General features: G+C 68.0%; 19 protein-coding genes and 6 pseudogenes. 20 read left to right on the forward strand and 5 right to left on the reverse strand.

What is annotated here, in order from left to right; genetic code table 11:
* Positions 1 to 3 precede the first annotated feature (3 nt).
* The 8 genes from ACZ79I_RS01225 (at position 4) to ACZ79I_RS01260 (ending at position 4,317) form a co-directional block, all read left to right on the forward strand.
* Complete coding sequence (locus tag ACZ79I_RS01225) at positions 4 to 534, forward strand: hypothetical protein (RefSeq protein ID WP_471493234.1); 531 nt, start codon at positions 4 to 6, stop codon at positions 532 to 534.
* A gap of 329 nt (positions 535 to 863) precedes the next feature.
* A complete protein-coding gene (locus ACZ79I_RS01230; protein WP_471493236.1) occupies positions 864 to 1,235 on the forward strand; it encodes a hypothetical protein in 372 nt (123 codons plus the stop codon).
* A 104-nt stretch (positions 1,236 to 1,339) separates the two neighbouring features.
* Positions 1,340 to 1,924, forward strand: a complete 585-nt coding sequence (locus ACZ79I_RS01235; RefSeq protein ID WP_471493238.1) for an ArsR/SmtB family transcription factor — start codon at positions 1,340 to 1,342, stop codon at positions 1,922 to 1,924.
* Positions 1,925 to 1,938: 14 nt separating this feature from the next.
* Positions 1,939 to 2,127, forward strand: a complete 189-nt coding sequence (locus tag ACZ79I_RS01240; protein ID WP_471493240.1) for a hypothetical protein — start codon at positions 1,939 to 1,941, stop codon at positions 2,125 to 2,127.
* Between the two features lie 86 nt (positions 2,128 to 2,213).
* Positions 2,214 to 2,423, forward strand: a complete 210-nt coding sequence (locus ACZ79I_RS01245) for a site-specific integrase (protein WP_471493241.1) — start codon at positions 2,214 to 2,216, stop codon at positions 2,421 to 2,423.
* Between the two features lie 104 nt (positions 2,424 to 2,527).
* Positions 2,528 to 2,893: a hypothetical protein gene (locus ACZ79I_RS01250; RefSeq protein ID WP_471493243.1), complete on the forward strand. Its 366-nt coding sequence runs from the start codon at positions 2,528 to 2,530 to the stop codon at positions 2,891 to 2,893.
* Positions 2,826 to 3,692: a tyrosine-type recombinase/integrase gene (locus tag ACZ79I_RS01255; protein ID WP_471493244.1), complete on the forward strand. Its 867-nt coding sequence runs from the start codon at positions 2,826 to 2,828 to the stop codon at positions 3,690 to 3,692. The genes ACZ79I_RS01250 and ACZ79I_RS01255 overlap by 68 nt, the downstream gene beginning before the upstream one ends.
* Positions 3,682 to 4,317: a DUF6262 family protein gene (locus ACZ79I_RS01260; protein ID WP_471493246.1), complete on the forward strand. Its 636-nt coding sequence runs from the start codon at positions 3,682 to 3,684 to the stop codon at positions 4,315 to 4,317. Before ACZ79I_RS01255 ends, ACZ79I_RS01260 begins: the two co-directional genes overlap by 11 nt.
* Here the strand turns inward: ACZ79I_RS01260 and ACZ79I_RS01265 are convergent.
* Positions 4,233 to 5,609: a serine hydrolase domain-containing protein gene (locus tag ACZ79I_RS01265; protein WP_471493247.1), complete on the reverse strand. Its 1,377-nt coding sequence runs from the start codon at positions 5,607 to 5,609 to the stop codon at positions 4,233 to 4,235. The two genes, ACZ79I_RS01260 and ACZ79I_RS01265, sit on opposite strands and share 85 nt — an antisense overlap.
* A 105-nt stretch (positions 5,610 to 5,714) precedes the next feature.
* Between ACZ79I_RS01265 and ACZ79I_RS01270 the strand changes: the two genes are divergently transcribed.
* The 4 genes from ACZ79I_RS01270 (at position 5,715) to ACZ79I_RS01285 (ending at position 8,976) form a co-directional block, all read left to right on the forward strand.
* A complete protein-coding gene (locus ACZ79I_RS01270) occupies positions 5,715 to 6,410 on the forward strand; it encodes a TetR/AcrR family transcriptional regulator (RefSeq protein ID WP_471493249.1) in 696 nt (231 codons plus the stop codon).
* A gap of 361 nt (positions 6,411 to 6,771) precedes the next feature.
* Positions 6,772 to 7,856, forward strand: a protein-coding gene (locus tag ACZ79I_RS01275) for an IS630 family transposase (RefSeq protein ID WP_471493049.1) whose coding sequence is annotated in 2 segments (ribosomal slippage) — positions 6,772 to 7,297 and positions 7,297 to 7,856 — 1,086 coding nt in all. Because the reading frame shifts where the segments join, the coding sequence is not laid out codon by codon here.
* 41 nt (positions 7,857 to 7,897) lie between these two features.
* Positions 7,898 to 8,398, forward strand: coding sequence for a carbon-nitrogen hydrolase family protein (locus ACZ79I_RS01280; protein WP_471493251.1), 501 nt, complete (start codon positions 7,898 to 7,900; stop codon positions 8,396 to 8,398).
* A gap of 59 nt (positions 8,399 to 8,457) precedes the next feature.
* Positions 8,458 to 8,976, forward strand: a complete 519-nt coding sequence (locus ACZ79I_RS01285) for a hypothetical protein (RefSeq protein ID WP_471493252.1) — start codon at positions 8,458 to 8,460, stop codon at positions 8,974 to 8,976.
* Here the strand turns inward: ACZ79I_RS01285 and ACZ79I_RS01290 are convergent.
* Positions 8,933 to 9,850, reverse strand: a complete 918-nt coding sequence (locus tag ACZ79I_RS01290) for an IS5 family transposase (protein WP_471493253.1) — start codon at positions 9,848 to 9,850, stop codon at positions 8,933 to 8,935. The genes ACZ79I_RS01285 and ACZ79I_RS01290 overlap by 44 nt on opposite strands.
* Positions 9,851 to 9,870: 20 nt before the next feature.
* Between ACZ79I_RS01290 and ACZ79I_RS01295 the strand changes: the two genes are divergently transcribed.
* The 5 genes and pseudogenes from ACZ79I_RS01295 to ACZ79I_RS01315 all read left to right on the forward strand — a co-directional run.
* A complete protein-coding gene (locus ACZ79I_RS01295; protein WP_471493255.1) occupies positions 9,871 to 10,284 on the forward strand; it encodes a nitrilase-related carbon-nitrogen hydrolase in 414 nt (137 codons plus the stop codon).
* Positions 10,285 to 10,988: 704 nt separating this feature from the next.
* Positions 10,989 to 11,654 carry a nitroreductase gene (locus ACZ79I_RS01300; RefSeq protein ID WP_471493257.1) on the forward strand — a complete coding sequence of 222 codons (666 nt, stop codon included), beginning with the start codon at positions 10,989 to 10,991 and terminating at the stop codon, positions 11,652 to 11,654.
* Between the two features lie 191 nt (positions 11,655 to 11,845).
* Positions 11,846 to 12,343, forward strand: a pseudogene (locus ACZ79I_RS01305) (MSMEG_1061 family FMN-dependent PPOX-type flavoprotein); the annotation flags it as partial.
* Positions 12,344 to 12,430: 87 nt separating this feature from the next.
* A protein-coding gene (locus ACZ79I_RS01310) for an IS5 family transposase (protein WP_471504694.1) occupies positions 12,431 to 13,221 on the forward strand; the annotation gives its coding sequence in 2 pieces (ribosomal slippage) (positions 12,431 to 12,752 and positions 12,752 to 13,221; 792 coding nt in all).
* Positions 13,222 to 13,225: 4 nt separating this feature from the next.
* Positions 13,226 to 13,393 (forward strand): annotated as a pseudogene (locus ACZ79I_RS01315) (MSMEG_1061 family FMN-dependent PPOX-type flavoprotein); the annotation flags it as partial.
* Positions 13,394 to 13,907: 514 nt separating this feature from the next.
* Here ACZ79I_RS01315 and ACZ79I_RS01320 read toward each other — a convergent pair.
* A complete protein-coding gene (locus ACZ79I_RS01320) occupies positions 13,908 to 14,279 on the reverse strand; it encodes a winged helix-turn-helix transcriptional regulator (RefSeq protein WP_471493259.1) in 372 nt (123 codons plus the stop codon).
* Positions 14,280 to 14,447: 168 nt separating this feature from the next.
* Between ACZ79I_RS01320 and ACZ79I_RS01325 the strand changes: the two genes are divergently transcribed.
* Complete coding sequence (locus ACZ79I_RS01325) at positions 14,448 to 15,293, forward strand: NAD(P)H-binding protein (RefSeq protein ID WP_471493260.1); 846 nt, start codon at positions 14,448 to 14,450, stop codon at positions 15,291 to 15,293.
* Positions 15,294 to 15,603: 310 nt separating this feature from the next.
* Here the strand turns inward: ACZ79I_RS01325 and ACZ79I_RS01330 are convergent.
* Positions 15,604 to 15,900: pseudogene (locus ACZ79I_RS01330) on the reverse strand (alpha/beta hydrolase); the annotation flags it as partial.
* 2 nt (positions 15,901 to 15,902) lie between these two features.
* Here ACZ79I_RS01330 and ACZ79I_RS01335 point away from each other — a divergent pair.
* Positions 15,903 to 16,097, forward strand: a pseudogene (locus tag ACZ79I_RS01335) (alpha/beta hydrolase fold domain-containing protein); the annotation flags it as partial.
* 280 nt (positions 16,098 to 16,377) lie between these two features.
* On the opposite strand, the pseudogene ACZ79I_RS01340 reads toward ACZ79I_RS01335, so the two are convergent.
* A pseudogene (locus ACZ79I_RS01340) lies at positions 16,378 to 16,546 on the reverse strand (AraC family transcriptional regulator); the annotation flags it as partial.
* Here ACZ79I_RS01340 and ACZ79I_RS01345 point away from each other — a divergent pair.
* Positions 16,545 to 16,793 (forward strand): annotated as a pseudogene (locus ACZ79I_RS01345) (helix-turn-helix domain-containing protein); the annotation flags it as partial. The pseudogenes ACZ79I_RS01340 and ACZ79I_RS01345 sit on opposite strands and share 2 nt — an antisense overlap.
* Positions 16,794 to 16,813: the final 20 nt, after the last annotated feature.

Raw genomic sequence — 16,813 nt, forward strand, 5'->3', positions numbered from 1 at the left:
TCCGTGCTTACCCCGCCGTGCGATCCGCTACGTTGCGCATCTTCCGGCGGTGCGCTCTACGTGCACTTCCATGGCGGCCGGGTCAATGGCCGGCGGACGACCTGGTCTCAGCTGGGGCCGGCCGAGCGGCTGCGGCCGGTCGGCCCGGGGGGCGGGTCGCTGCTGCTGGCGCTCAGCTACGGCGGGCGGCCGTCCGTCGACTGGGGGATGCTGTTCCGTCGCACGGCCCGCCGCATCCGTGAACGGTTCGAGCCGCGCTTCCCCGAGGTCGCTCCGCACCGGCTCAGGCACACGTTCGCCAAGGCCAGGCTGGCGAAGCTGGTGGAGGGCAGCTATCGGCAGGCCGCCCAGCTCGCAGCCGCGACGGGAGATGCTGCCGGGCTTGCCCTCTACCTGCTGAAGGCGGGCCCGCTGCTGATCCTGCGGGATGCTGGGGCACTCCAGCGTGACGACGACCGAGGTCTACCTCAACCCTCGGGAATTGCATCAGGCGGACGAGAAGCCGCAGGTCGCCAGGTCACAGCGAGGGCTTGAAGGACTCCAAGGCTACTACGAACTAGCCGCCTGACCAGGTATGTTGCCGAGAATATCCCTTCTGATGCAAGATCCTCCCTCCAGGAGGGATGGTCTGGAGTGGTGCATCAGCGCAAGGTGGCCCTGGCCGGGTCGGCTCATCTGGAGCTTGTCTCCGGGGTGGTCCAACTGCGCCCCGAGGATGCGATGTTCGACGCGATGCTGCGGGCTGGCGTGCTCAGCAGAAGTCGCGGGGGCTGAAGGACGACACGATCGATCCGCGGGAACGGCTGATACGCCGGTTCCTGGAGTTCGCGAACGACTACCCGTGGCAGTGGACGCCGGCCCACATGGACGGGTGGTCGGTCTCGTTGACCGGTGAGAAGCATCTGGCGCCCTCAACGATCCGCAGCTACCAGGGCACCGTGCGGCTGTTCAGCGAGTTCCTCATCGACGGCCGCTATGGCTGGGGCCCGGCCTGCGAGGAAGCCTTCGGCACCTTCCCGGTGGCGGTCTGCCACGAGTGGAACGCCATCGCCCACCTCAACGATTACGAGGGCGCCCCAGAGGCGAAGCCGTTCACCCGGGAACAGCTGCAACTCTTCCTCGACTACGGCGACGACCAGGTCGAACGAGCGGTACGGGCGAAACGCAAGGGCGCCCCGGCGGCCTACCGCGACGCCACGTTGTTCAAGGTGACCTCAAACCGCCCTATCTGCTGAAAATCTGGCGACTGTGACGCCGTCCTGTGGGGCGCAGCCACCCCAAAACATTCGATGCAAAGATTCCATTGCAAGCATTGCTTTGCATCACTATCTTTGGAGGCATGAACGAGCCCCAGGACTCGCACGTCCGCAATCTCGATGCCCGATCCCTGCGCGGGCTCGCACACCCACTGCGCATGCAGCTGCTGGACGCCCTGCGCTTCGGTGGCCCGGCCACCGCGTCTCAACTCGCCGAAAAGCTGGGCGAGTCAAGCGGTGCGACCAGCTACCACCTGCGGCAGCTCGCCATTCACGGCTTCATTGAGGACGCCCCCGAGCGCGGCAAGGGGCGGGAACGGTGGTGGAAGGCGGTCCACAAGGGCCTGCGCTTCGACGACGCACTGCTCACGGACGCCAGCCCGGACGTGCGCGGGGCCGCCGACATGTACCTCCACGAGATCGCCACCACCCAGACCCGGGACCTGTCGACCTGGCTCGGCAACCGCCAGACATGGCCAGAAGAATGGAACCGCACCTGGGACATGAGCAGCGCGACACTACGGCTGACGCCCGAACTGACCCAGGAACTCGTCGAGAAGATGCACGCGCTCGTCGACACCTACCGCGACCGGGCCGCCGACGAAGACGACGCCAACACCGCCCAGGTACGCATCCACACACACGCGTTCCCCCTCACCACGGAGTGAAAGGCCACAGCCCGATGCACCCCGAGACCCACCTTGCCCTGCACCATGCCCGCGCCGCCGAACTCCGCGCCGAAGCTGACGCGTACCGTCGCGCCGCAGCGGCCCGGCACCCCCGGGACCTTCGTACCCGTCTCGGCTGGGCCCTCGTGGAAGTCGGCCTGCGGCTGGCCGCCGCCCCCAAGGCAGCAGCCGCCATTCCCTAGCGCCGTTCGCGACCGCCGCCCCCATGGGGAAACATGACCGCGAGGTTGGGGAATCAGCTGACGCCGAACCCACCTGAGGTGGGGAATTGCATGACCGTCGACACATCGGCGACAAGGGCGGCATAGTCGAGCCGATTGAGCGCTACCTGGCTTACTTGACTGACATCGAGCGGTCGCCGAACACGGTCAAGGCATACGCTCATGATCTGAAGGACTGGTTCGTCTTCCTCGACCGACGTGGTCTGGACTGGCGCGAGGTTCGGCTGGAGGACCCGGGTTCATGCGCTGGCGGCTGAGCATCGGCCCGCAGCGTCAACCAGGCCGTCATCGACATCCTGGCCCTCAACCGGTTCTCCGGCTTCCTGGCCGACCCCGCGTCGCCGCCGACGAGCTGGCCCGCGTGGACCGGACCGTACTGGAACGCTACCTCGCCGACCTGGCCCTGGATTCGCGCTCAACTCATTCCCGCGGCCGGGACATCAGTTCACTGAACGCCTTCTTCCACGCCGTGCGCCGCCACGGCTGGGACCGCAGCCTCCCGTCGAACGCGACCTTCTACCCCGATGACTTCCCTCGCCCCGGCAAGCGGTTGCCCCGGGCGCTGGCCGAGCACGTGATGGCCCAGGTCGAACAGCCTGCCAACCTCGGCCGCTGGCACACTCCCGACGGCCGGGCGCTGACCTTGATCCTCATGCGCTGTGGGCTGCGGGCTGCGGGTCGGCGACGCCTGCCACCTGGCCTTCGACTGCATCATCCGGGACGCTGACGGCGCCGCCTACCTGCGCTACCTCAACCGGAAGACGAAACGCGAAGCCCTGGTCCCCATCGATGAGGAGGTCGAGGGTGACATCGCCGCCCAGCAGCAACGCGTCCTTGAGCGCTGGCCCGGCGGCAGCCGGTGGCTGTTCCCGGCGCCACGGATGAATCCCGACGGCACCCGGCCCCTGACCACGCATTCCTACCGAGGCCAGCTTGATCGTTGGCTGGAGCGGTGCGACGTCCGGGACGAACATGGCCGGCCGGCCCATCTGACACCCCATCAATGGCGCCACACTTTTGGAGCCAGACTGATCAACCGGGACGTCCCCCAGGAAGTCGTACGCGTCCTTCTCGATCACTCTTCCGGCGAGATGACCGCCCACTATGCCCGCCTGCACGACTCCACGGTCCGACGGCACTGGGAAAAGGCCCACAAGGTCAACATCAAGGGCGAGAGCGTCACCGTCGATCCCGACGGCCCTCTGGCCGAGGCCACCTGGGCCAAGCAGCGGCTCGGGCGCGTGCCCCAGGCCCTGCCCAACGGCTACTGCGGCCTGCCGGTGCAACGGACCTGTCCGCATGCCAATGCCTGCCTGACGTGTCCGACGTTCGTCACGCCCCCCGAGTTCCTGCCGCAGCACCACGAGCAACGGCAGCAGCTGCTGCAGATCATCTCGGCCGCCGAGGCCCGCGGCCAAGCGCGCGTGGCCGAGATGAACCGCCAGGTCCTCAGCAACCTGGAGAAGATCATCACCGGTCTGGAAGACGACCCCGGGCAGCCGGAGGCTACCGCCGATGCGAGCTGACAACAGCCAGCACATCGTCGACGCCGCCCGCCGCCGCAGCGAGTACACCCGTGCCAAGGCCGTCCAGGCCCTCCGCTCCCTCGACGCCGCGGGCGAGCCGATCACTTTCGAGACCGTCGCGAAGCGGGCCGGAGTGTCCCGGTCCTGGCTCTGTGCCCGGCCAGACCTGCGAGCGGAGATCGAGCGACTGCGTGCAGCACACTGCCGGGAGCCCAGCTCGCCCGGTTCCCGCACGTCAGCGCACTTCCGACGCGTCCTTGCTGCGACGCCTCGAAGCCGCCAACGCCCGCATCCGGCGTCTCACCGAGGAGAACCAGCAACTTCGCGAGCAACTCGCCCGCGCACTCGGCGGACAACGCGCCGCGACAACTCGCACCAGCCCACCACGGGCAGGTGCCGGCGTACAGCTGGATGTGCGCCACGTACCGATGAGAGTGCACCAACGTGGTGGTGGAGACGGGTCGTGTCCGTGAGTCGACTGTCGTCGGTTCGGGGTGCCGGCAGGGGCGGCCACTTGAGAGAGCCCCTGCCGGCGTTGGATCAGGATGCTTCCGCGACCCGGTTGAAGAGCCGGCCGGCGAGGTCGACGCCTGTGACCGCGCCGCCCGCGCCGCGGGAGAAGTAGCCGCGCTGCCCCTTGAGGCCGCCTTCGGTGACGATGTACTCGTCGCCGTCGCCGGGAAGGAAGCCGATGTCCGCGGCCGGGTAGTCCGGGGGCATTTCCTCGTCCGATGCCTCGCGGATCTCCGGCTTGATGCCGACCGCCAGGGTGAGCCGGGTGCCGTCGGTGGCGATGTCGAGGTTCATGGCGTCGATCTCGTAGCGGCCGACGACCTGTTGGGCCTGTCCCTCGTCGTACGGGACCGGCTCCGCCGTCTTCTCGACGACGCCGATGTAGTGCTCGAGCGCCCACCGCACGACGGACTGGTTGAAGGGGTAGCCGTCCGGGCCGACGTTGGCCAGGGAGACCACCGCGAAGTTGCGTTCGGGCACGATGAGCAGCTCGGCGAACTGGCCGTTGCCCGAGCCGCCGTGGCCGATCCCGCGCAGGCCGTCCAGGTCGTGCAGGAACCAGCAGATACCAAAGCCGTCGCCGAGCGTGCTGGCGCGCAGCCCGACCGTCTGCTCCCGCATGCGGTGCAGCTCCGCGGCTGGCAGCACGCCCTCGCCGTCGCCGAGTTGGAACCGTGCCCAGTGCAGCAGGTCGCTCACCGAGGAGGCGAGGCCGCCGCCGGGGTTGTCGCCGCGCGCGCCCTCCTTGAACGCTGCCCAGGGCCGGGCGGGGCGCAGTTCGCCGTCATCGCCGCGGTTGTAGCCCACCGCGAACTTGCGGACCATCACCTCCGCCAGGCCGTACACGGTGTCCGCAAGGCCCACCGGCTCCAGGACGAGCGAGGACATGGCCTGCTCGAAGGGCAGGCTCGTGACCTTCTCGATGATCCGCCCGGCCAGGTTGTAACCGGCCTGGCTGTACGAGGCGCGGGCCCCGGGCGGTGCGATCAGCGGCAGCTGGGGCAGCTTCGCCACGAGCCCGGCCAGGGAGCGGTCGCCCTCGCCGTCGTCGATCAGGTTCCAGTCCAGGCCCGCGGTGTGGTTGAGCAGGTTCAGGACGGTGATCTGCGCCGCGGCCTGCTCGTCGGCGAGCTTCAGTTCGGGCACGTAGCTCCGTACCGGTGCGTCCAGGTCCACCTTCCCCTCGGCGACGAGGCGCATCAGCGCGGTCGCCGTGAAGGTCTTGGACACGGACGCCAGAGGGAACAGCGTCTTCTCGTCGACCGGCAGCGGGTTGCCGAGGCTCGTCACACCGTGCGAGGCGTAGATCTCCTGGCCGTCCAGGAGCACCCCGACGGCGACACCAGGAACGCCGAGCTCCGTGGCATGCGCCTTGACGAACTCCGACAGCTTGTCCTGCGACATGGCTCCCCCTTCGAGCACTTGAACTAAGTACGAGATAGAGCGTAGGCGGCCACTCGAACTAAGTGCAAGGCTTGACATGAACTAAGTGCAAGTAAGGTGGTGGCTATGCCGCGAGACACCCTGACCGCAGACCGGATCGTCCGTGCGGCCATCGAGCTGCTCGACGACGAGGGATTGGACGGCCTCAATATGAGGAGCCTGGCGAAACGGCTCGGCTCGGCCGCCACGGCCGTTTACTGGCACATCAAGACCAAGGACGACCTGGTCCGACTTGCCAGCGACGCGATCTGGTCCGAGGTCGAACTGCCTGATCTCGACGCCACCGACTGGCGCACGGCCGCCACCGCTCATGCCTCCGGCATGCACGCGATGCTCACCCGGCACCCCTGGCTCGTCCAGGCATTCGGCAGCCACCTCCTGCACGGATCCGGCCAGGCCCGGCACAAGGACCTCAGCCTCTGCATCTATGAAAAGGCGGGCTTCGCCGCCGCCGACGCGGACCGGGCGGCCGCCGCCGTGTTCACCTTCGTGCTCGGCAGCGGGCTCGGCCCTGCCGCGCAGATCTCGCTGAACCGCCAGCTGAGCAAGAACGGCGCAGATGCCGAGCAACTGATGGCCGACGCCATGACACGCGCCACCGAGACCGCCATGCAATTCCCGCGCCTGCGCGAACGTCTCGGCACCACAGCCGCCACGGAGTACGCCGCGGCGCCCGACAACACCTTCGCGTTCGGCCTTCAGTCCCTCCTCGACGGCTTCGAGACCCGCCTCACCGCCGACCGCGCCAGCCAGCGCGAGTGACCTGCGCCCGGACAACACCTGCCCGACCAGCCCACGGCCCCTTTTCAGTTTCGCGTCGACGCACGAGCAGGGCGAGGCGAGACAGAACGGGACACCCGCATGCCCCTGCATCCGGCTCGCCGAGACCCGCTCAACTGCCCTGTTCCATGCCACCGAGCTGCCCGCCGCGGTCCTCGCCCGCACCCTCGGCATCGACATCACCGTCGCCGTGAAGTGGCAGCGAGCCGCTGCCGGAGACTGGGCGGCATACGCAGCCGAGATCAGCCGCCGGAAGAAGGATTCATGAGGGTATCGCTACTGACCTTGCTGGCGTGATGTCGTGGGGGTCGACAAGCTGTGCTTGTCGCAGTAGGCCGGTCACATGAGGTATCCGCAAGGGGGCGGGCTGACCGCGGAGCGACGGGCGTTTCGCGAGCACATCCGGATGCAGGCGGCCGAGTTGTTCGCCCTGGAACACGACAATGCAGCTATCGCCAGGCAGTTACGTGTCAGCGTGCGGTCGATACAGCGGTGGCACCAGGCATGGGAGCACGGCGGAACACCGGCCCTGGAGTCGAAGGGGCAGGCGTCCCAGCCCAAGCTGAGTGAGGCACTGTTTGCGGCGCTCGAGCAGGAGCTGGCCAGGGGGCCGGTAGCGCACGGCTGGCCGGACCAGACGTGGACGCTCGCGCGGATCAAGACGCTGATCGGGCGCCGGTTCCACAAGAGCATGACGCTGTCGGCCATCGCGCAGATGCTGCACCGCCACGGTTTCAGCCATCAGGTCCCCGCCCGCCGCGCGGTAGAGCGGGACGAGGACGCCGTCACCGGCTGGGTGAAGGGAACCTGGCCGCAGGTGGAAGGTCCGTGGCGGCGCTCGGGGCCTGGCTGTGCTTCGAAGACGAGGCCGGCTTCTCGATGACGCCGCCCACCGCCCGCACCTGGGCCCGGCGCGGCCACACACCCGTCATCCGGGTGCGGGGACGTTCCCAGCGCCGCTTCTCCATCGCCGCCCTGGCCTGCTACAAGCAGGGTGAACGCTCACGCCTGGTCTACCGGCCCAAACGCCACGTCGATCACAAGCGGGGCGGCAGACGCAGTTTCACCTGGACCGACTACCGCGACCTGCTCATCGCCGCCCACCAGCAGCTTGGCGCACCGATCGTGCTGGTGTGGGACAACCTGAACGTCCACAAAGACCATCGGCTGCGGGAGTTCATTGACACTCACGATTGGATCACCTGCTACTTCCTGCCGTCCTATGCACCCGACCTCAACCCCGTCGAGGGCATCTGGTCACTGCTGCGACGCAGCAGCCAGGCCAACACCGCATTCACCAACCCGGACCACCTCATGAGCGCGCTTCGCCACGGTCTCCGCCAGATCCAGTACCGCAGCAACCTCATCGACGGATGTCTCGCCGAAACCGGCCTCACCTTGACGACATCACGGCAACAATGTCAGTAACGGTCGCACAGTTCCCTATCACCTGGGACGTTAAGCGGAATGTGGAGTTGATCTCCGAGGTTTTGGCCGAAGCCCGGCCCGACGACATCGTCGTCCTGCCCGAGGGCGCACTGTCAGGCTACGGGCCTGACCTCTCCGTCCTTGGCGACCTCGACACTCTGGCCCTGGCGCACGCCACAGACCGTGTCGCCGACCTGGCGCAGCGGCAAGCGGTCCATCTGTTCTGCGGCACGTTGCTCTTCGATCAGGGAGTCTGGAGCAACGCCGCCGTCTACTTTTCACCCAACGGCGTGAGGTGGATCTACCGGAAGATCAACCTGGCGATGAACGAACGCGGCCGACTGGAAGCGGGGACCGACCTCTCCACCCTTTCCATCCCGATGGCCGGCGGGCATGTCAGCCTCGGTGTCCAGATCTGCCGGGAGATCCGCTTCCCCGAGCAATGGCAGCACCTTGCCAGCAGCGGAGCACAGGCGTTCATCTATCTCAGAAGCTGTTGTCTTTCCGGAGTTGGGGACTGCATTTCCACTGGTCGGGCGTAGGGTCGGCGGTCCTGTGGGAGTAGTGGCCTGTCGTGCTGTCGCTGCCTGGGAGGTCGTGGATGCCGTCGGTGGTTGGGCTGTTGGAACAGCGTGAGCTGGGTGCTCGCCGTCGTGTGGACGAGTTGCGGGAGGAGGCCGACCGCATCCAGGCCGAGCTGGCTGTGGCCGAGCGGGAATGGAAGGAGTGGGCCATCGCCCGCTCGCGGGTCGACGAGGTGCTGGCCTTGGTCGACGAAACAATGCAGGACCAGGTCCGGGCCGACCGGACCGCGCCAGTGCCGGATGCGGCGAAGGCGAAGTCGCAGGTGCCGGTGTGGCGGGAGGGGCTGGACAGGTCGGTGCTGTCGGTGGACTACCAGCGCATCCTGGACGTGCTCGCGGACCGGTGCCGGCTCGGTCAAGGGCCGCTGACCTGTCAGGAGATGGCCGCGGGGTTCGGCATGGAGGTGGTGCCGGCGCGTGTGGAGACATTGCGGTCGAAGGCGAAACGACTGGTCGCGCGCGGCTGGCTGGCCGAGCCCGCGCCGGGCCGGTTCACGCCTGCTGCGGGCGTGAGCGGGCAAGGCGGCGGGTCATGAGCAGGGTCATCGACCAGTAGACCATCACCTCGGCGCTGGTGGTGTGCCGCTCGTAGTCGCGTGCCAGGCGGCGGGTGCGCATCAGGTGGGCGAAGAACCGCTCGACGATCCACCGCTTGGGCAGTACCACGAAGCCGCGCATGTCGTCGCTGCGTTTGACGATCGCCAGGACCAGCGCGAGGAAGGCGAGGCAGTAGTCGATGAGGCTGCCGGTGTAGCCGCCATCGGCCCAGACAAGGGTGAGGCGGTGATGCGCGTCGGCCACCTGCGTAAGCAGCACCCGGGCGGCGGCGCGGTCGCCGACATCTGCGGCGGTGACCATCACCCCGAGCAGCAGGCCGAGGGTGTCGACCACGACGTGCCGCTTGCGCCCGTTGACCAGCTTGCCTCCGTCGAACCCGCGGCTGTCCGCACCGACGACCGCGTCCGCCTTCACCGACTGCGAGTCGATCACTCCGGCCGTCGGCTCCGCGTCGCGGCCCACCTCCTCGCGAACCTGCGCACGTAGCCGGTCGTGGAACTCCTTGACCAGGCCATGGTCGCGCCAGCGGCGGAAGAACGCGTACACCCGGTCCCACGGCGGGAAGTCGGCCGGCATCGCCCGCCACTTGATGCCGTTGTCAACGAGGTAGCGGATCGCATCGAGTGCAGCCCGGTGGCAGTACGCCTCCGGCCGGCCACCGCGACCGCGCATCCAGCCCGGCACCGGAAGCAACGGCCGGACGGCCGCCCACTCCGCGTCCGTCATGTCCGACGGGTAGCGCCGCTGCCGCAACCCGTTGTCGACGGCGTTTCCGAACCGGTGAGCCAGGCAGTCACACTCCCAGGTGACCGAGCTGGACTGCCCGGCATTCGGCACGAAAGACTGCTGCATCAAGGGCCTCCTGCTGCTCGGTGATTCGACACCAACGAGCTGTTCAGGAGGCCCTGTCCGTATGCGCCAAGCGCCCCACGATCACCCAATCGGGACTCTCGTTCGACGCGCATCTCTCAAGATCGAAAAAACAACAGCTTCTCACCCACGCCGCAAATACAGCCGAGCCAGCCGGGGTTTGGAGAAGCCATCTCATCAGCCGAGCAGCGGAGAACCAGCGGTTCGTCCTTGCGGCGAACGTCGCGGACCCTCACCAGCACTGCCCCAGCATGATCATCTCGCCGCGAGGAGAGGTCCTGGCCGAGGTGACCTCCGGCGACACCGCCGTCATCAGATCCACCATCGATCTTGACCAGTCCGGCAATTGGTACCTCGGCCAGCGGCGGCAAGACCTGCTGAGGCTGTCCTACGAAGGACAGGGCAGATCAATGTAAACGGTGCAAAGCGCGGCTGCCCACAGGCAGGCATTCGGAGGGTTCCAATACCCGAGCCCACCATTAGAGCGACTGGACGTGCACCGCATCCATCGCGCTGCCTGGGAGAGCGTCGGCGCTGCCCCTGATGGGGCAGCGCTCGCGGAGGCCGATGCCGAGTTCGCGCAGGAGGAGTTCTGATGCCCGCCGAAGTGATCCGCGAACCCCTGGCATTGCGGTTGTCGCTGCCGGGTCCGGATCCGTATGTCATTGAATTCGGGGTTCTGGAACCCGTTGCTGGGGTCCGGCCTCGCCGAGGGGCTGGCGGCCGCAGTTCATCCGCACGGGCCGATCGGCAAGACCAGGACCGTCAGGGGTCCGCTGGACCGGCAGGCAGGCGATGCTGCTACCAAGGGGCGCACCGCCCTGCACACCCCCGCTCCGTTGGCAGGCGGGTCCGGCTGGTGTCCACGCGTTGCGGGCCGACAGCCGCCGTCTTCGCGGACTACGCGTTGCGGAGCTGGGCCGAGCAGCGAGAGCAAGTACACGGCTCGGCCACCCTGGCCGCCCAGGGCGACGCACTCCAGCGGCTCCGCCGCCAGCTGAGCAAGATCAGCCCCATCGCCCCTGCAGGCGTCGTCCCTCTGCCCCGCCGATGAACTCCTCCGGCGCGTGCTCAAGAGGGTAGAGAGGTGGTTGTCGTTGAGTGAGAGGACGAGAACCACGTGGATGTGTATGAAGCTGTGGACACTCGCCGGGCCGTGCGGGCGTTCAGCGATGAGCCGGTGCCCAAAGAGGCTCTCGAACGAGTGCTGACCGCTGCCACACGGGCTCCGTCCAGTGGAAATCTCCAGCCGTGGCACGTCTATGTCGTGGCCGGCGAGCCCTTGGCCGAACTGAAGAAGCGTGCGACGGCCAGGGCGCTTGCGGGAGACCCGGGTGATGAGCGGGAGTATCCGATGTATCCGGCCGAGCTGCCTTCGCCGTATCTGGACCGCTTTTCCACTGCGGCCGCCCAGCGGTACGAAGCGCTGGGAATCGAGCGCGACGACCCCGACAGACCCATGAAGATCGCCGCCTTGAACTCGGGGGCGTTCGGGGCGCCGGTCGTGCTGTTCTGCTACCTCGACCGGACGATGGGTCCCGGGCAGTGGGGGGATGCGGGGATGTACTTGCAGACGGTCATGCTGCTACTGAGGGCGGAAGGGGTGCACAGCTGTCCCCAGGTGATGTGGACGATGTATCGCAAGACCGTCAGCCAGATAGTCGGCGCCGATGACGGGCTCGTACTGTTCTGCGGTGTCTCGGTGGGATTCGAGAAGGAAGGCGTGCCCCGGCTGCGTACTGGGCGAGCGGATATGACGGAAACAGTGAGCTTCATCGGAGTGTGACTGTCAGGCGGTCAAGATTCGCAGGACAGCCCATGAGCCACCGGGTCCCCAACGGGCTGACCCGCGATTGATCTCGGGGCGTGTTGGCCCGCGGGTCCGGCTGGGTGGTGGATCAGCAGGCGCGACCGTCTCCATGTCCCCGCACTCACCGACCAGGATCAGTCGCAGGTCGGCCCATTAGGGTCGCTGGCATGACAACATCCCCTGCTAGCAGCACCTTCGACTCGCTCCGCCTCGACGCCGTGCCCGATCAGCACGCGTTGCGCCGGGTCTACGAGCTGCCCAAAGACACGGCCATGCGCAAGCAGATGACTGAACTCACCGAGCAGACCAGGCGGTTGATCGGCTGCTCCTCGCTGGTCCTGGTCGCCAGCACGGACGCCGAGGGCAACTGTGACGTTTCCCCGCGCGGCGGCCCCGCGGGGTTCGTTGCCGTCCTGGACGCACGGACCGTGGCGATACCGGACGCGACCGGCAACAAGCGTCTGGACACCCTGCAGAACGTCATCGCCACCGGACGGGCCGGGCTGCTGTTCGTCATCCCGGGGCGCACCACGACGCTCAGGGTGAACGGCCGGGCCTGCGTCTCCACCCGCCCGGAGCTGCTGTCGCAGCTGACCGCCGTGGGCAAGCCTCCGGCCAGTGCGCTGGTGCTGGGGATCGAGGAGGTCTACCCGCACTGCCCTAAGAGGTCCTAACAGAAGTTTTTGATCAAGTGACCGTCGGCTTGTCTGCTCGTTGGTCGGGTCGTGGGGAAGCGTCAGTCTCGGCCGTGGATCGTGTCGGACGAACTGTGGTCGCTGATCGAGCCGTTGCTGCCCGAGCCGGGTCCGAAGCTGGTGGCGGGTCGGCCGCGAGTTCCGGACCGGCAGGCCTTGTGCGGGATCCTGTTCGTGCTGCATACCGGCATCCAGTGGGAGTACCTGCCGCAGGAGCTGGGGTTCGGTTCGGGCATGACCTGCTGGCGGCGCCTGGCCGCCTGGAACGAGGCCGGCGTGTGGGAGAAGCTGCACCTGGTACTGCTGAAGAAGCTGCGGTCGGCGAAGCAACTGGACTGGTCGCGGGCGGTGATCGACTCCTCCCACGTGCGGGCGGCCCGGCGGGGCCCAAAAGCGGTCCCAGCCCGGTCGACCGAGCGCGGCCGGGCAGCAAGCACCACGTCCTTGTCGACGGGCAGGGCATCCCGCTCGCGGTATCGCTGACCGGCGGCAACCGCAACGACGTCACCCAGCTGATCCCGCTGCTGGACAAGGTCCCACCCGTGGCCGGCACGGTCGGGCGGCCACGGCGCCGACCGGCCATGCTCTTCGCCGACCGCGGCTACGACCACGACAAGTACCGGCGACTGCTGCGGCAGCGAGGCATCCGACCAGCGATCGCCGAACGCGGCCAGCCCCACGGCTCCGGCCTGGGCATCTTCCGCTGGGTCGTCGAGCGAACGATCTCCTGGCTCCACGGCTTCCGCCGCCTGCGCATCCGCTGGGAACGGCGAGACGACATCCACGAAGCCTTCCTCGGCCTCGCCACCTGCCTCATCACCCACCGACACGTCCAACGCCTTTGTTAGGACCTCTAAGTCGCTCCTGCGCAGCGGGGCCTGGAAGCCGGAGCAGTGGCTGCCGGTGGACGCCCAGCCGACCTCGGCCGAGGTGACGCTGGCCCAGCTGCGGATGCCGGAGCTGACGATCGCTGACATCGAGCAGGCGGAAGCGGACTCGCTGAAGTACCGGTACGAGTAACGGGCCGACCTGCGTCTACTGAACCACCAGCCCGTCGAATCACCGGCCAGCACGCCCCAAGATCTATCGCGGGTTGGCCCGAAACAGGGGCGGCCGTGCCCGGCAACTCGTAGAGGCTGAGATTCCAAACGCTTCACCCGCACGGATGAACTTCGCCCCGGAACACCGCCGAGACACGTGATCTCCGCGTCTTCGACGCAGAGATCACGGCGCAGCCCATCTCGACGAGACGCTACGGAAGGCGGACACGCCCGACGCCGCGATAATCCAGTGGTCCACCAGATGCCCTGCCCGCCCTCCACAAGGCGGCGGCCGGCGGCCCGCCCCCCTGGCCGACAAGGTGTTCTTCCCCAGCTTGGGCAGTTTGAGCGTCAAGTCAATTCGGCTCCGTCGCCGGTCTTGTGACGCTGTCGGGGCTCCGTGAAAATCGCCAGTCCGACTCTCGCTTCATTTGCTTGCGAGATCAACCAAGTAGCGGAAGATCCGACAAGGACCGAACCCTCTTGCTGACGCGCTATCGGGGTGGGCCGGTGTCGTAGTCGTGCCGAGCCTGCTCGACCTTGTCCAGATTGGCGGCAGCCCATTCGGCAAGGTGCGCGAAGAGCGGGGCCAGGCTGTGGCCCAGCTCGCTGATCTCGTACTCGACCCGAGGGGGGACCTCCGGGTGGTACGTACGCACGACCATGCCGTCGCGTTCCAGCTGCCGCAGCCGCTGGGTCAGGACCTTCGGTGTGATCGTGCCGATCCGTCGTTCCAACTCGACGAACCGCTGTCGGCCGTACGTGTTGAGCGTCCACAGGATCGGCGTGGTCCACCGGCTGAACACGATGTCCACGACCGAACTGGTCGGACAGGCAAGTTCCGGATCGGTCGCAGCGGTTGCCACCCAGTCAGTGTTGCCGGCCACGCACGCCCCTCGGGGATAGTCACTTTCCTCTGGGTACCTACTATATCGACGGTGTTAGCGTCCCCGTGTCGCCCGGAGAGCAGCTCTCCGCGACGTCACACCCGCTCGGGTGGCGACAACCATGCTGAACTGACACGGGAGTTGTTCATGTTCGTAGTGACGGGGGCAACCGGCAACGTCGGCCGATCGCTCGTGCAGGCCCTCGCGGCAACCGGTGCGCAGGTGACCGCGACATCCCGGGGGATCTCGGCGGCGGATGTGCCGGAGCGCGTCGCGTACACGCGGGCAGACCTGGTCGATCCTGAGAGCCTTCGGCCCGTATTCGACGGAGCCGACGCGCTGTTCCTGCAGAACGGGGGCCCCAGCGCGCACCTGCTGGCCCCACAGGACATCCTCGACGTCGCCAAGGCCGGCGGCGTCGGGCGCGTCGTCCTGCTGTCTTCCCAAGGAGTCGTGACCCGACCCCGGTCGGCCTCTCACGGGGGCACGGCAGGCTCCATCGAGGAGGCCGTCCAGCAATCAGGCATGGCCTGGACGATCCTGCGGCCCGGAGGCTTCAACTCCAACGCGTACGTCTGGGCCGAGTCGGTCCGCACCCGAAGGACCGTCGCCGCGCCGTTCGCCGACATCGGACTGCCGACCATCGACCCGGACGACGTCGCCGAGGTCGCCGCCGCAACCCTGCGGGAGGACGGCCACGCCGGACAGATCTACGAGCTGACCGGGCCCGCACTCAGCACGCCTCGCCAACGGGCCGAGGCGATTGCCGACGCACTCGGCGAACCCGTCCGGTTCATCGAGCAGACTCGCGACGAGGCCCGCGCGCAGATGCTGCAGCTCATGCCCGAGCCCGTGGTCGAGACCACGCTGGCCATCCTCGGCCAGCCCACCCCCTCCGAACGGCGCATCAGCCCCGACGTCGAGCAGGTCCTCGGCCGCGCGCCCCGTACCTTTGCCGACTGGGCTCAGCGCTACATCGCCGCTTTCCGATAAGACCGCTGTCTCCGGCCACGGCAAGCCCCGTCAATCCGCTCGCCGAGTCAGGGCGTGAGGAGTACGCGCTTGCGCAGGAGGTCCAGAATCGACTCGCCCGAACCCTTGTCTCTTGAGTAGCTTCATCCTTGTGATCCGTCCTTCGATCTGGCCTGAACTCCAGGGGGTGGAGAGCCCGGCGGTGACGGCGTCGATGTCACGGCTCAGCGGCCGTGGAGACGGGCGGCGCGCCGGAGGCGCAGCGGTGACGGCCTTGAACGGGCGGAGGCAGGGGGGAGACTGCCGCCACCGGCAGACGATCGACACGGCGCTACCTCATGGATGTCGTCAAGTGCCGGGCGGTGCCCGTCGCCTTGGTCGGGGGCAGGAGCCGGGCGAGCCATTCGGTGCGGGTTCGGCGGGCTGTGGCCGAGATGTGCGCGTGGGGGTAGAGAGCGTCGAACCCGTGGAAGCCGCCCGCCCAGACGTGGAGTTCGGCCTGACCGCCGGCCGCCCAGATGCGGGTTGCGTAGTCGGTGTCCTCGTCGCGGAAGACTTCGGCGGAGCCGGTGTCGATGTAGGTGGTCGGCAGGCTGGAGAGGTCGTCGGCCAGCGCGGGCGAGATGTAGTGTCACCCTACTGGCCCGCGGCCTCGGCACTCCGGCCATCGCGGCGCAGATACTGTTCTGCCCCATGCTCGACCACCGCAACACCAGCACCTCCAGCCGCCAGTACTCCGGACGGCCCGGCGTCTGGACACGCGAGATGAACGAGTTCGGGTGGCGCCCCGTTCTCGGCGACCTCACCGACGACGAGGTGTCCGCGCCTCAGGGCGCGCTGCGCAGACGGCCTCGCCCACAGCAGCCAAACGTGGGCCGACCGCAAGCGCGAGCTGACCGTGCAGTCCTCGGCCCGCTGGGCCGGAAGCATCGCGAAGGCCACGCACGACCAGTGGGCGCTCGCCCGCCGCGGCCAGTTCGCCCATAAGCGGGAGCGGACCGACCGTGAGGCCGGGCGCGTGCGTGTGGTGCGCGGTCGCGGGGCTGAAGACCGACAGGGGGATCGGGACCGGCCGGTCGACCGGCGCGAGATCACCGTGCCCGCCAAGGACGGTGCGCCCCTGGAAGTTGCGGTAGAAAGCGGAGACGCTCTTGCCAGACAGGCGTGCCACGTCCTACGACCCGGAAGGGTTCAGCGTAGTGGTCGCGGATCCAGCGCACGGCCCGGGAGACATGGCTGAGGCTGCTGTCGGCGAGGCCGAGCTGGCGCACGGTGACCGTGATGAGCCCCATCCAGTTCCAGAAGCAGATCCGGCTGCAGGAGGCCCGGCTGCTGCTCGCCACCCACCCGGACGATGTCACCGGAGTCGGCCAACGCGTCGGCTACGACAACCCGTCGCACTTCAGCCGGGAGTACCGCCACCACTTCGGCGCACCCCCGAGCCGAGACGCGGCCCGCCTGCGGAGCACCGTACGGTGCAGGCGGCGGGCCTTCGCGAACCATTCCTGCCTGGTGTGGTAGCCGCCCGGCGCCTGCTTGCT

This window comes from Streptomyces sp. PSU-S4-23, assembly GCF_055632315.1.

Bases quoted from the DNA above. Each gene is read 5' to 3' on its own strand.
- ACZ79I_RS01230 (WP_471493236.1), top strand. From the start codon at position 864: ATGGACGGGTGGTCGGTCTCGTTGACCGGTGAGAAGCATCTGGCGCCC.
- ACZ79I_RS01235 (WP_471493238.1), top strand. From the start codon at position 1,340: ATGAACGAGCCCCAGGACTCGCACGTCCGCAATCTCGATGCCCGATCC.
- ACZ79I_RS01240 (WP_471493240.1), top strand. From the start codon at position 1,939: ATGCACCCCGAGACCCACCTTGCCCTGCACCATGCCCGCGCCGCCGAA.
- ACZ79I_RS01260 (WP_471493246.1), top strand. From the start codon at position 3,682: ATGCGAGCTGACAACAGCCAGCACATCGTCGACGCCGCCCGCCGCCGC.
- ACZ79I_RS01265 (WP_471493247.1), bottom strand. From the start codon at position 5,609: ATGTCGCAGGACAAGCTGTCGGAGTTCGTCAAGGCGCATGCCACGGAG.
- ACZ79I_RS01270 (WP_471493249.1), top strand. From the start codon at position 5,715: ATGCCGCGAGACACCCTGACCGCAGACCGGATCGTCCGTGCGGCCATC.
- ACZ79I_RS01285 (WP_471493252.1), top strand. From the start codon at position 8,458: ATGCCGTCGGTGGTTGGGCTGTTGGAACAGCGTGAGCTGGGTGCTCGC.
- ACZ79I_RS01290 (WP_471493253.1), bottom strand. From the start codon at position 9,850: ATGCAGCAGTCTTTCGTGCCGAATGCCGGGCAGTCCAGCTCGGTCACC.
- ACZ79I_RS01325 (WP_471493260.1), top strand. From the start codon at position 14,448: ATGTTCGTAGTGACGGGGGCAACCGGCAACGTCGGCCGATCGCTCGTG.